Genomic DNA, 13,746 nt, shown 5'->3' on the forward strand with positions numbered 1-13,746 from the left:
TCAGTTTTTTAATGGAAAAATATAGTACAGAATTTAAAATGAAAGTAGTTCAGGAAATAGTAAAAAGATGGGTAAATGCATAAAAATCACAAGGCTATGAAGGACTAAAAGTAAAAAGAGAAAATACACAATACACTTTGGAATTTAAGTTAAATGTAGTAAACTTGTGCTAAACAGGAGAAATGTCCTATCAAGCCTAGCAAACAATCTTAAAATCAATAATCCATCAATAATCACCCGATGGGTCAATGAATATAGAGAAAAAGGCATAGAATGACTGAAATCTAAAAAGATAGGAAGACCTTCAAAAATGCCAAAATCCCCAAAGAGATCAAAAGACACTAAAATAAAATCATCAACAAACATAACTAATTTAGAAAATAAATCATTAACACAAGCACAATTAAAAGAAAAAATAAAGAAATTAGAAGAAAAAAACTATTAGCTCCAACTAGAAAATGATGCAATAAAAAAAGATAGAATTGTCTCGAATGACATATACAGAAATAAGACAATTGCTGAAACAATTGAAGTCTTGAGAGATAAATACAAACTAAAAGACTTGTTAAAATACTTTAATATTGGCAAATCAACATACATGTATTGGCAAAACGATTAAATAAACCAAATAAAGATATAGAAACAGAAAAGAAAATACTTAATATAAGAAAAGACAATCCAAACTATGGCTATAGAAGAATAACAGCAATGTTAAAAAATCAGGACTAATAATAAACAAAAAGAAAGTACAAAGATTAGTTCAAAAATTAAAAATACAAGTAAAGAACTTTTCAAGAAAAACAAGAAAAACTCATCCTACAAGGGAACTGTTGGAAAAATAGCTGATAATAAAATAAAAAGAAACTTTAAAGTAGAAAAACCATACACGCAAATAACAACAGATACAACAGAATTTAAGTACTTTGAAAAAGATAAAACAGGAACCTATCAAATAAAGAAACTTTATCTAAACCCATACCTAGATATGTACAACAGTGAAATACTAAGCTATGAAATATCAAAACAGGCAGCAATAGAACCAATCCTAAAAGCCATGGGCAAAGCCATAGAAATAACTAATAAAAGCAAAGAAAAAAGAATATTCCACTCAGATCAGGGTTGGGCATATCAAACAAAACAATACACATCAAGGTTAGAGACAAATGAAATCAGCCAATCTATGTCCAGAAAAGGTAACTGCTTAGACAACTCACCAATGGAAAACTTCTCTGGAATACTAAAACAAGAAATATATTACGGACACAAATTCTATTCATATGAACACTTAAAACAAACAATAAAAGATTTCATAAAATATTACAATGAGGAAAGAATAAAAGAAAAATTAGGATACTTATCACCAATAGAATACAGAAAGAAGAATGCAGCATAAAAATGGGGCTGTTGCAGAATGAATAAATCGTACCATTATCGTTAGAAGAATCTCCACGGAAATTTTGCCTCCATCAGCCGGCAGGCACCACTGAAAATTTCCTAAGAGAACCTTATAACGATGGTACGATGATTATTCATAGTTTTGCAACAGCCCCAGGACAAAAAAATACCAGAGCTAGTTGAGTTCTAACTCTGGTTTTAGGTCCAGATTTATGGAGTTACATTAGCATTAAGATAGGGCTATTTTTACCATCTTTTACCGTTATCCTAACGGTAAAAGATAGAATGTGCTAACATGAGTTTGCAAGTATATTTGTAGAGAGGTGATTCATGCTTTCTGATAGAGAAATTAAGATAGTTAAATTTTTATATAAAAATCAAAGTAAATATGTTTCAAGCAATACGATTGGTTTTAATGTTGGATTTTCGGAAAAAACTATAAGAAATTCTATAAATGATATATGCAATAAGATATCTAAAAAAATATTTGAGATAGATTCTGTTAGAGGAAAAGGATATCGTTTGATTATTAATAACTATAATGAATATATTGATTTGATATACAAGTTGAAAAAGGGGAGAAGTCAGATATGTGACAAAGATGGAAGAGAAAAATATATTCTAGAAATTTTACTGCTAGAAAATTGTAGTGTAAACTTTAGAAAAACATCCAAAATGCTGTTTGTTAGTGACTCAACTTTACAAAGAGATATCTATAATTTGAATAGAAAGCTTAGGGATTATAAACTATATTTAGAAAAAAACAAAGATGATTCTCTTTCTATAAGAGGAGAGGAGATAGATAAGAGACATTTTATCTTAGATTATTTTTTTTCTGGAAGATTTTCTAATTCTTTTTTAAGTAATATGGATGAAGTGGATATTTTTGATAAGGATATTATAAGACAACTTCTTTTGATTTTACTAGATGAAGTTAGAAATCATAAAATATCTGTAAATGATTATACTATAGAAAATTTGGTTGTGCATTTTGCTTTGCTTATAGAGCGAATAAAGAGAAATTGCATAATAAATGATTGTTTTGAGTTAACATATATTGATAATAAAAATATTTATAACTTTTCACTAGATATATGTGAAAGGATATCAAAAACTTTTGGAATTGATTTACCTGTAAAGGAAAAAAACTATATCTTTATACAATTGCTATCAAAAACAAAATCGTCAATATTAAGCGTTGAGTCAAATGATGATATGAGATATATAGGATTAATAAAGCATATATCAAAAAAATTAAAGGTTGACTTATTGGAAGATGATGTATTTCTAAATAGCTTTTTAGAACACTTAGCTTCTTTAGAAAAAAGAGTGGAATCAGGATTTTTAGTTTCCAACCCATTGACGGATAAGATTGTTTCGAAGTATAAAGTGTATTTGGATCTGGTAAAAGAAAGTTTCGATAAATTCTTAGGTTGGAGAGATTTGACTGATGATGAATGGTCTTATTTGGTGATTTATATAATTTCTGCTATAGAGAGAAACAAAGTCAATAATAAACTTAAAATTCTTGTTGTTTGTGCTTCAGGTTTTAGTACAGGTCTTATGCTTAAAACAAGGATTTCCTATGAATACAGTAGAACTTTTAGGATAGTTGGCGTTTTGGGGTACTATGAATTAAGTTCAGAAAACCTAATAGATATTGACCTTATAATTTCCACTATTGATTTAGAAGGTCTGCTTATACCAGTTCCTTATGTAAAAGTAAGTGTGTTCTTGGATGAAGATGATTTAAATTTAATAGATAGAAAAATTAAAGAGATAAGATATGAAAAATCACACAGTAAATCCTTTTTTTCAGAGGGTTACGTGAAAAATAATTTATTTGATAAGTATTTTTCACAAGAGAATTTTTATATAAATAGCAGACAAATTTCTAGGAATGATGCATTAAGCTTGATATATAAATCATTGTCCTATGAAGGGAAAATACAGAAAATGTATAAGCAGGAAACAGACCTGAGGGAAAAATTTGGAAGTGTAGTTTTTGGGGATATTATTTCGATACCACATCCTGTGCATCCAATAGAAACTAAGGGAAAGATATTTACAATTATATCGAGTGAAGATATATTTTGGGATGATTTGCATAAGAATGTAAGAATAGTATTCTATATCTCGCCACCTCAGGGAATAGATAGAGATTTTGAAAAGGTAATAGCAATCTTTACAAAAATTATAAGGAATGAGCAACTAATTAAGCAATTAATTGAAATCAAAGATTTTGAAGAATTTAGGAAATTTATGAAGTTGGGAGGTGATTGAGATGGAAAATTCGACTTTAGAAAATGTGTGTATGCAGTTAATAACTTATGCTGGTATTGCCAAGTCATATTATATCGAGGCAATGGCAGAAAGAAGATTAGGCAATAAGAATAGTGCAAATAAACTTATAAAAGAAGGACAAACAGCCTATAATGAATGTCATAAAATTCATCATAAGATGTTTGGTGAACAATATGAAATAGAAGATTCCTTACAAAATGTATTACTAATGCACGCAGAAGATCAAATGATGGCATGTGAAACTATATATATACTAGCAAGTGAACTTATGAAATGTTACGAAAGGATTGAAAATTTAGAAAACAAGAGGTGACTGTATATGAAAAAAAGAAATTTTATGGACATATTAGAAGCAAAACTTATGCCAATGGCTGCAAAAATTAGTGGAAATGTACACTTATCATCAATAAGAGACGGATTTGCCTTAGCTATGCCTTTACTAATTATAGGCTCAATGTTCATGCTAATATCAAATTTTCCAATTCAAGCATGGATTGATCTATTAAGAAATACTGAAGTTAATGGAAACACGATAGCCTCATATTTTTCAGCAGCTACTAATGCTTCTTTTACAATAATGTCGATTTTTGTAGTAATAGGAATTGGAAATGCTTATGGAAGTAGGATAAAGGTAAATGCATTATTTAGTGGAGTAGTTTCCCTAGTAGCATGGTTTATACTTATGCCATTTGAATTTGACTTCACCCCAGAGGATGGAAAAGAAGCTTTGAAAGTAAGCGGTTTATCCCTTGATTGGCTTGGAGCAAAAGGAGTATTTATAGGCATCATAACAGCTTTTGTGGCAGTAAGAATTTATAAAATGGTGGTTGATAGGGGTCTAGTAATCAAAATGCCAGCGGGGGTTCCTCCTACAGTAGGCGAATCATTTGCCTCATTATTTCCAGCGACCTTTGTGATGGCTACTTTTGTAATAATTAAGTTCATATTTTCATTAACACCTTGGGAAAATGCCTTTTCATTTGTGTATAGTGTTTTACAATTGCCGTTGCAACACGTTGGTGGCTCGTTACCAGCAATTATTTTGGTTTATTTATTCGCCCATGTATTGTGGTTTCTAGGAATACATGGAACAAATATTACAGATTCTGTATTTATGCCAGTACTATATGCACTATCAGCAGAAAACTTAGCAAAAGTAAATGCAGGATTGTTACCAGAAAACATAATCAATGTACAATTTCAGAATTTATTTGCAACATTCGGTGGGGCAGGTTCAACACTATCATTATTGATAGTAGCTGTATTAATATCAAAATCTAAAAGATTAAAACAATTATCAAGTTTATCTATACTCCCAGCTGTATTTGGGATAAACGAGCCAGTTATATATGGCTTGCCAATAGTTTTAAATCCATTATTGTTAATCCCTTTCATATTTGTACCTATGATAAATATAATAATAACATATATAACGATGAGTATTGGCTTAGTTCCAATAACAAATGGAATTATAATGCCATGGACTACTCCTCCCGTTATATCAGGTTTCTTATCAAGTAACTGGCAAGGTGCTGTATTGCAAGTCTTTTTAATTGTGCTTGGGTGCATAATCTATTATCCTTTTGTTGTAGCTGTGGATAAAAATAATATTTTACAAGAAGAAAATTTAATTAAGGAAAATAAGGAAAAATAATGCGAAAACTAGGAATATCTATTTATCCCGAACATTCAACTGAGGAAAAAGATTATGAATATATTAAATTAGCATCTAGGAATGGGTTTTCAAGAATATTTACTTGTCTCTTATCTGTAAAAGATACAAAGGATAATACAATAAAAAATTTTAAATCATTTATCTTAAAAGCTCATGAGCTAGGATTCAAGGTTTCTGTAGATACCAATAGAGAAGTATTTGAATTTTTTGGAGCGACAGCTAGTGATATTTCAGTCTTTGCCAGAATGGGAGTTGATATAATAAGGCTTGATTGGGCAATGTCTGATTATGAAAACATAATTCTTACCAATAATCCATACTCTATATTGATTGAATTTAATGCAAGCTCTGATATATCACTTGACTTGTTGATAAAGAATGGAGCAAATAGGACAAATATGTCAACATGCCATAATTTTTATCCACAAGAATATACAGGTTTAAGCAAAAGAAGATTTGACTATTTTACAGATAAATATTATAAGCAAGCACTACCAGTTCATGGATTTATATCAAGCAATAATGAAAACACATTTGGGCCTTGGCCAGTATATAAGGGATTATGCACACTAGAAGAACATAGGGGAAAAGACATAGGATATCAATTGAGGTATATGATTGCAAACAGGAAAATTAACGATATCATAATTGGAAATGCTTATGCCTCAGAAGAAGAACTTGAAAAGCTTGGTAAAATTGACTTATCGATACCAAGCTTAGAAGTGGATGAAAATTATGATATAATTAAAGTTGAAAAAGAAATTATGTACAATTTTACTCACTCCGATAGGATTGATTCATCTGAATATTTCATCAGAAGTAGTGTCACAAGATCTTATGGAAAGGACAAAGATATTCCCTATAGGAACTGCAAGAAAGAATACTTTGAAAAAGGAGATATCCTAATAGTAAATAACAATCTTTCTCACTATAGGGGAGAAGTCGAAATTGTAAAAAAGAAAATCAAAAATACTGGAGAAAGAAATTTAGTCGGTAGGTTAAATTTTGATGAGCAAGTGATTATGGACATGATATCCGAAAAAAACCCATTCAAGCTTATAAAAGGAGAGAAAAATGAGTGATGAAATCAATATAGTATTGTGCTGTTCAGCAGGGATGAGTACAAGTTTAGTAGTTGAGAATATGAAAAAAGCAGCTGATGAAAAGGGAATAAATGCAAAGATTAAGGCAGTTCCAGTATCTAGCTTAGAAGAAATTAATGGAAAAGAGCATATAGATGCCATAATGTTAGGACCACAAGTTAGGTTTAAGCTAAATGAACTCAAAAATATATATAAAGAACAAAACACCTTTGTTGATGTTATAAATATGGCTGACTATGGGATGATTAATGGTGAAAAAATATTAAATGATATTATTGCTTCATGCAAAAATTAAAAGTATAAAGGAAAATAAAGTGATGAGATATTTAAAGTTTCTCATCACTTTATTTCATTGTTCACTTTAGTGAGTTGAGCGAACGAAAGAGAGCGAAACAAAAAACCACCTGCTATGCAGTTAGAGGGACTAATCGTTAGCTTCAAGCACCAAGAAAACCTCCTTATTTAATTGTGACAGTCACATGCACAATTAAATAAGGAGGTAAGCATGGATAAAAATACTTTATCGCATACAAGCTGGAGATGCAAATATCGTATAGTTTTTGCACCAAAATATAGAAGACAAGTAATATACATACAACTAAGAAAAGACATAGGGAGCATACTTAGAGAATTATGTTCAAGAAAAGGAATAAATATAATAGAAACAGAGCTATGTCCAGATCATGTACACATGCTGGTAGAAATACCACCAAAATATTCAATATCACAAATAATGGGGTATTTAAAAGGAAAAAGTTCGCTGATAATATTCGATAGACACGCGAACTTAAAATATAAATATTGAAACCGACATTTTGGTGTAGGGGATATTATGTAGATACAGTGGGAAAAAATGAAAAGAAAATAAAAGAATATATACAAAATCAATTAAAAGAAGACTATTACACTGACCAAATAAGTATAAAGGAATACTATGACCCGTTTACTGGAGAGGAAGTCAAATAAAAACAAATAAAAAACTGCTTAAGTAGTAGTTGGGAAAGTGATGTATATGAAGGAATACTCGACAGCCCCAATAGGGGCGTGCCGGTATTCGCGCCTTATAGGCGCTGTGCAAACTACCAGCTAAGCTGGTAGTTTTGATTAGTATTCAAGTTTTACATCCTTATCTCTTAGAAAGTCTAGGTATTCGGCAGGAGGCCTTTTGTTAGTAATCATCGTATCAATATCTTCTAGCTTAGCATAGGTCATCAAAGAGCTTATCCCAATCTTTGAATCATCAACTAGTAAGTAGATATGATCGACAATAGAGCATATTGTGCTTTTTATTCTTTGCTCAATAGGATTTTTGTTAGTAAGACCATCCTTGATGGTAAGACCAGAAGTACACATAAAGGCCTTGTCTATATTAAAATCTTTGATGGTAGGAGAGCTTCCCCAATATGTGAAGGAATTACTAGTGTGGTTGTAATAATTACCAACAACGAACAAATTTACATTCTCCATACTAGCAGCTTTTTTTATAATAGATAAGTTGTTAGTAAAAATTGTCAAATGAATATTATTGTCTAAATCGTTTATTAAATTTTCAGTTGTCGTACCAGAATCTATAAAAATCCTATCGCCACTAGTAATAAAATTCTTAGCTATACTTATAATATGAGCCTTCTCATCTTTCTTTAAGTTTTCTCTTTGTTCAAAAGATTTTAACTTATCTGACCTTGCCTTTGCACCACCATATATTTTTGTAATAATATTATCTTCTTCTAACTTTTTCAAATCCCTTCGAATGGTAACTATAGAAACGTTAAATTTTTGGGAGAGCTCTTCTGTAGTGACCTCTCCTTGATTTATTATGTATTTTCCCATGTTTGAAATTCTGTCATTATTCATTATTAATCTCCGTATTAAATCATTCTGTTGATAACATTATAACTTTTATGAGCAAATATATCAAATAAAACGTTTTTCTCTCTTGACATATTATCAAAACAATCATATAATTTAGGTGTAAATGATAAAGTTAATCAAATAAATGATAGTTTTGTTCGAAAGGAGTGTTTTTTTGGCAAGTTTAAAAAAAGAATGTCTAAATATAGATTTAGGCAATTATGTACTATTACAAAATATTGAAGCAAAAAAGTCAATTCTGAACTACATAGGATTAAGAGCCTTGGAGTTAAATGACAAATCATTATATAAGGAAAGCTTAGATGGACAAGAAGCCTGCGTTACAGTTTTATGTGGAAAGGCTAATGTTAAAGTAGGGGAAAACGAATACAAGAATATTGGAAGAAGAGAGAAGAATTTTGACAAGAATCCAACTGATTCAGTTTATATAACAAACAAGGATTCTTTTGAGATAAGTTCTGATTCTAATGCTAGGGTTGTTATCTCCTATGCTATTTCAGATAAAGTTTTAGAATCAAAGTTAATTAAAGCAGAAGATAATAGTGTTGAAAAGAGAGGAAAGGGAATGAATAAGAGATTAGTCAATAATATTCTTCCTGATTCATCAACTATTTCTGACAAGCTTATAGTGGTTGAAGTATATACAGATGAGGCTAATTGGTCATCTTATCCACCACACAAACATGATACAGCTAGTGAAACAGAGACCTTCCTCGAAGAGATTTATTATCATGAGATGGATAAGGAACAAGGATTTGTTTTCCAAAGAGTTTATACAGACGATAGGGTGTTAGATGAAACTATGAGTCTTTATAATAAGGACGCTGTTATGGTTCCAAGAGGATATCACCCAGTTGCTGTTCCTTATGGATACAATTCCTATTATCTAAATGTAATGGCGGGACCAAATAAAGAGTGGAAATTCCATAATGAAAAAGATCATGAATGGATTATAGATAGAAAGGATGTAGAATAATGAGACTTATCAAAAACTATGTAGATGGACAATGGATTGAATCTAAGGCAAAAGAATTTGAAGATGTTTATAACCCAGGTGATGGAGAAGTTATTGCAAAATGCCCTCTATCAACAAGAGAGGAAACAAAAGAAGCTATAGAAAATGCAGCAGAGACTTTTAAAACTTGGGGCAAAACTTCAGTTCTATCAAGACAAAAAATATTATTCAAATTACAACAAATCTTAGTTGAACATACTGATGAGCTAGCAAGACTTATTACTTTAGAAAATGGTAAAAATTTCAAAGAAGCTAAGGGAGAAGTTGGAAGAGGAATTGAAAATGTTGAACATGCAGCAAGTATAGCAAATCTTTTGATGGGTGATAATCTTTCAACCATAGCTACAGATGTAGAAGTTCACAATTATAAGTATCCAATAGGAGTTATCGCAGGGATTGCTCCATTTAACTTCCCTATGATGGTACCTTTCTGGATGTTCCCTATGGCTATAGCTTGTGGTAATACTGTTGTTATGAAGCCTAGCGAGAAAACACCAATCTTAATGCAAAGAGTTACAGAACTTTGTGAAGAGGCTGGTCTTCCAAAGGGTGTTTTGAATGTCGTAAATGGTGGAGTTGAAGTTGTTAATGAATTTTTAGAAAATCCACAAGTTGCAGGAATCTCCTTTGTAGGAAGTAAAAACATAGGCGAGTTAGTTTATAGAAAAGGATGCCAACACGATAAGAGAGTTCAAGCCCTAGCTGGTGCTAAAAACCATACAATAATACTTAAAGATGCTGACATAGAAGATACTGTAACTAAGGCTATCGGTGGAGCTTTTGGTTCTGCAGGTGAAAGATGTATGGCAGGCTCTGTTATCCTAGTAGAAGAAGAAATTGCAGACGAATTTGTAGAAAAGTTTACAAAAGCAGCTAAAGAATTAAAAGTTGGAGATGCATCTAAGGATGATGATGTCTTCCTAGGACCTGTTATAAGAAAAGAAAATCAAGAAAGAACCTTCAGATATATAGAAAAAGGAATCGAAGAAGGAGCTAGCCTTATCTTAGATGGTAGAAAAAATATTCCAGAAAAAGGCTTCTTCGTTGGACCAACTATCTTTGATAATTGTAAGGTAGGAATGAAAATTTGGGCTGAAGAAATATTTGCTCCATTTGTTTCTATAATAAGAGTTAAGAGCCTAAAGGAAGCTATTGAGATTGCTCACCAAAATGAATTTGCTAATGGATCTTGTATATTCACAAATAATGCAGCAGCTATAAGATATTTCAGAGAAAATATCGACGCTGGCATGTTGGGAGTAAACTTAGGAGTTCCAGCTCCAGTAGCCTTCTTCGCATTTTCAGGTTGGAAACACTCTTTCTATGGCGACCTTCACTGCAATGGTAAAGACTCTATCTTATTCTATACAAGAAGAAAGGTTGTTACTAGCCAACTAAAGACAGGAGAGTTTGACAAATAATGAAATACATTAATTTTCCAGAAGATAGGCAACTTGATCTTATTCTTATTGGAAGAGTGGCTGTTGACTTTAATCCTTCCCCAGAGGAAGGGTTCAAGCCACTAAGTCAAGTTGTAAAATTTGAAAGATATATTGGCGGATCGACAGTAAATACTGCAATAGGTGTTAATAGACATGGCCTAAAAGTAGGAATGATTGCAAAAATTTCTGATGATCAACTAGGAGATTTTGTCCTAGATCATTTGAACAACGAAGAAAATATAGATACAAGTCATATAGTTAGAGCCCAAAATGGTGAAAAAATAGGCCTAACCTTTACTGAAATGAAGTCTGAAAATGAGTCTTCTATATTGATGTATAGGAACATGATAGCAGACTTGGCACTTTCTGTAGATGATATTGATTATGACTACATCAAAAAGGCAAAGGCAATCTTGGTATCAGGCACAGCCCTTGCAGAAAGTCCTTCAAGAGAAGCAGTATTGAAATCGATTTTACTAGCTAAAAAAGCTGGCTGTAAGGTAATATTCGATGTAGACTACAGAAATTACAATTGGAAAAATGAAGATGAGATTTCTATCTATTATTCAATTGTAGCAAAACAAGCAGATATAATAATGGGTTCTAGGGAAGAATTTGACTTAACTGAAAGACTTATAGTCGATAAGGCCCTAGAAGATGAAGAAAGTGCAAAACTTTGGTTTGACCAATCAGCAGAAATTTTGGTAATAAAACATGGCAAAAAAGGTTCAAATGCCTATGTGAAAAATGGAGAATCTTATTCAATCAAGCCATTCCCAGTAAAGGCGAGAAAAGGTTTTGGTGGTGGAGATGGCTATGCATCAGCCTTCCTTTATGCTTTATTTACAGACCATGACATGATTGAATGCCTAGAATATGCTTCAGCAGAAGCTTCTATGATGATTAGATCAAACTCATCATCAGATTTGCCAAATACTAAAGAGCTTGAAGAATTTATCAAAGAAGCCAAAGAGGAACATGGAGAATTTGTAGCAAGAGGTGATTTATAATGAAACTTACTATGGCTCAAGCAATAGTTAAATTTCTTGATAATCAATATATCAAATACGATGGAGAAGTTAGCAAATTCGTAGACGGTATATTTACAATATTTGGTCATGGAATGGCAGTTGGTTTGGGTCAAGCCCTAGACCAAGATGATCATAACTTAAACGTTTATCAGGGAAGAAGCGAGCAAGGAATGTGCCATGTAGCTACAGCCTTTGCTAAACAAAACAACAGAAGAAAAATCATAGCTTGTAGTGCATCCATAGGACCAGGTAGTGCAAATATGGTAACTGCTGCTGCAACAGCAACTGTAAACAATATTCCACTTTTATTGTTTCCATCAGACACATTTGCATCTAGACAACCAGATCCTGTTTTGCAACAAGTTCAACAAGCATATGATTTAACAATAACTACTAATGATGCCTTCAAACCAGTAAGCAAATACTGGGATAGGATAAATCGTCCAGAGCAAGTTATGACAGCGCTAATCAATGCTATGAGAGTGTTAACCGACCCTGCAGATACTGGTGCTTGTGTAATAGCTATGCCTCAAGATGTTGAGGGTGAAGCTTACGATTATCCTGAGTATTTTTTTGAAAAAAGAATACATAAAATTCAAAGAAGGATTCCAATACAAGAGGACATAGAAGAAGCAGCAGAGCTTATTAAAAAGGCTAAGTATCCACTAGCTATTATAGGCGGAGGAGTTAAATATTCAGAAGCTGGCGAGAGGATAGATGAATTTTTAAACAAATACGAGATACCTTTCGGAGAAACTCAATCTGGAAAATCTGCTATCAAATCATCATCTAAGATGTGCCTAGGGGGAATAGGAGTTACAGGAACCTATGCCGCAAATATCCTAGCTAAAAAAGCAGACTTAATAATAGCGATTGGATCAAGACTTACAGACTTTACAACATCATCTAAGAGATTATTCAAAAATAAGGATGCAAAATTTATAACAATAAATGTCGATAGATTTGACGCCTACAAGATGGATGCCCATCAGATAGTAGCAGATGCAAAACTTGCAATCAACGCTTTGGATGAGCAATTAGACAAGCTTTCCTATAAATCTTCTTATAAAGACGAGATAAAGGAAGCTAAAGAAAAGTGGGATAAGGAAGTTCTTAGACTCAAAAATTATACTTATGGCGAAAATTTTGAAACAATCATAAAACCACAAGATCCTAGAACTGTAAATGAATTTATAGAAAAAACTGGGGGAAAGATAACACAAACATCTGCCATACTAGCCCTTAACGATTTTATCAAGGATAAAGGAATCGTTATCACGGCTGGAGGAAGCTTGCCAAGTGACTTACAAAGACTTTGGAGGACTGACAAAAAGGACGCTTACCACGCAGAATATGGTTATTCATGTATGGGCTATGAAGTAGCTGCCGCCCTTGGAGTAAAGATGGCTGATGAAGCTAGTGATGTCTATGCTGTAGTTGGTGATGCTAGTTTCCAAATGCTAAATAGTGAACTTTCCACAATTATTCAAGAAGGCAAAAAAGTATATATTTTAGTTTTCGACAATAGTGGTTTTGGATGTATAAACAACCTACAAATGAATCATGCTGTAGGAAGTTTAGCGACAGAGTTTAGAAAAAGGAATGGTCAAAGACCTGACGGTGGCCTATTAACAGCGGACTACACCAAGGTTGGAGAAGCTTATGGTTTTAAAGGTTATACAGTAAAGACCTTGGATGAATTTAAGAAAGCCTTAGCTGACTCTAAAGATGTAGAAGAACCTGTATTAATAGATTTGAAAGTTATACCAAAAACTATGATTGATGGTTATGAATCTTGGTGGAATGTAGGTGTAGCTGAAGTTGGTAAAAACGAGGAACAAGAAAAAGTTTACCAAGAAGTTGTTGAAGGAAGAAACGAAGCTAGAAAATATTAAAAGAAGAGGAGAAA

The 13,746-nt window shown here is 32.2% G+C and carries 13 protein-coding genes and 1 pseudogene; 13 read left to right on the forward strand and 1 reads right to left on the reverse strand.

What is annotated here, in order from left to right; all coding sequences use genetic code 11:
- Positions 1–310: 310 nt before the first annotated feature.
- The 9 genes and pseudogenes from HMPREF0077_RS11105 (at position 311) to tnpA (ending at position 7,443) form a co-directional block, all read left to right on the forward strand.
- Positions 311–445 (forward strand): hypothetical protein, encoded by a 135-nt coding sequence (locus HMPREF0077_RS11105; protein WP_004837152.1) that lies wholly within the window; start codon positions 311–313, stop codon positions 443–445.
- Positions 446–603: 158 nt separating this feature from the next.
- Positions 604–729 carry an IS3 family transposase gene (locus HMPREF0077_RS11210; protein WP_004837153.1) on the forward strand — a complete coding sequence of 42 codons (126 nt, stop codon included), beginning with the start codon at positions 604–606 and terminating at the stop codon, positions 727–729.
- Positions 730–766: 37 nt separating this feature from the next.
- Positions 767–1,393 (forward strand): IS3 family transposase, encoded by a 627-nt coding sequence (locus HMPREF0077_RS06250; RefSeq protein ID WP_282632995.1) that lies wholly within the window; start codon positions 767–769, stop codon positions 1,391–1,393.
- Between the two features lie 332 nt (positions 1,394–1,725).
- Positions 1,726–3,678 carry a BglG family transcription antiterminator gene (locus tag HMPREF0077_RS06255; RefSeq protein WP_004837155.1) on the forward strand — a complete coding sequence of 651 codons (1,953 nt, stop codon included), beginning with the start codon at positions 1,726–1,728 and terminating at the stop codon, positions 3,676–3,678.
- A 1-nt stretch (position 3,679) separates the two neighbouring features.
- Positions 3,680–4,012, forward strand: coding sequence for a PTS sugar transporter subunit IIA (locus HMPREF0077_RS06260; RefSeq protein WP_040349520.1), 333 nt, complete (start codon positions 3,680–3,682; stop codon positions 4,010–4,012).
- A 6-nt stretch (positions 4,013–4,018) separates the two neighbouring features.
- Complete coding sequence (locus tag HMPREF0077_RS06265; RefSeq protein WP_004837157.1) at positions 4,019–5,353, forward strand: PTS sugar transporter subunit IIC; 1,335 nt, start codon at positions 4,019–4,021, stop codon at positions 5,351–5,353.
- Positions 5,353–6,456 (forward strand): MupG family TIM beta-alpha barrel fold protein, encoded by a 1,104-nt coding sequence (locus HMPREF0077_RS06270; RefSeq protein WP_004837158.1) that lies wholly within the window; start codon positions 5,353–5,355, stop codon positions 6,454–6,456. The genes HMPREF0077_RS06265 and HMPREF0077_RS06270 overlap by 1 nt, the downstream gene beginning before the upstream one ends.
- Entirely contained in the window at positions 6,449–6,772 is a 324-nt protein-coding gene (locus HMPREF0077_RS06275) for a PTS sugar transporter subunit IIB (RefSeq protein ID WP_004837159.1), read from the forward strand. Before HMPREF0077_RS06270 ends, HMPREF0077_RS06275 begins: the two co-directional genes overlap by 8 nt.
- Positions 6,773–6,982: 210 nt before the next feature.
- Positions 6,983–7,443 (forward strand): annotated as a pseudogene (gene tnpA, locus HMPREF0077_RS06280) (IS200/IS605 family transposase).
- Between the two features lie 138 nt (positions 7,444–7,581).
- On the opposite strand, the gene HMPREF0077_RS06285 reads toward tnpA, so the two are convergent.
- Complete coding sequence (locus HMPREF0077_RS06285) at positions 7,582–8,331, reverse strand: DeoR/GlpR family DNA-binding transcription regulator (protein ID WP_004837162.1); 750 nt, start codon at positions 8,329–8,331, stop codon at positions 7,582–7,584.
- Positions 8,332–8,503: 172 nt separating this feature from the next.
- On the opposite strand from HMPREF0077_RS06285, the gene iolB reads away from it, so the two are divergent.
- Genes iolB through iolD form a run of 4 tightly spaced genes read left to right on the forward strand, consistent with a single transcriptional unit; the run spans position 8,504 to position 13,732 of the window.
- Positions 8,504–9,325 carry a 5-deoxy-glucuronate isomerase gene (gene iolB, locus HMPREF0077_RS06290; RefSeq protein WP_040349522.1) on the forward strand — a complete coding sequence of 274 codons (822 nt, stop codon included), beginning with the start codon at positions 8,504–8,506 and terminating at the stop codon, positions 9,323–9,325.
- Entirely contained in the window at positions 9,325–10,785 is a 1,461-nt protein-coding gene (locus tag HMPREF0077_RS06295) for a CoA-acylating methylmalonate-semialdehyde dehydrogenase (protein WP_004837164.1), read from the forward strand. Before iolB ends, HMPREF0077_RS06295 begins: the two co-directional genes overlap by 1 nt.
- The gene (gene iolC, locus HMPREF0077_RS06300) at positions 10,785–11,816 is read left to right on the forward strand and encodes a 5-dehydro-2-deoxygluconokinase (RefSeq protein ID WP_004837165.1); all 1,032 of its coding nucleotides are present in this window, start codon (positions 10,785–10,787) and stop codon (positions 11,814–11,816) included. The genes HMPREF0077_RS06295 and iolC overlap by 1 nt, the downstream gene beginning before the upstream one ends.
- Positions 11,816–13,732 (forward strand): 3D-(3,5/4)-trihydroxycyclohexane-1,2-dione acylhydrolase (decyclizing), encoded by a 1,917-nt coding sequence (iolD, locus tag HMPREF0077_RS06305; RefSeq protein ID WP_004837166.1) that lies wholly within the window; start codon positions 11,816–11,818, stop codon positions 13,730–13,732. The genes iolC and iolD overlap by 1 nt, the downstream gene beginning before the upstream one ends.
- Positions 13,733–13,746 lie beyond the last annotated feature (14 nt).

The sequence above is a fragment of the Anaerococcus tetradius ATCC 35098 genome (assembly GCF_000159095.1).
Classification (GTDB): Bacteria; Bacillota; Clostridia; order Tissierellales; family Peptoniphilaceae; genus Anaerococcus; species Anaerococcus tetradius.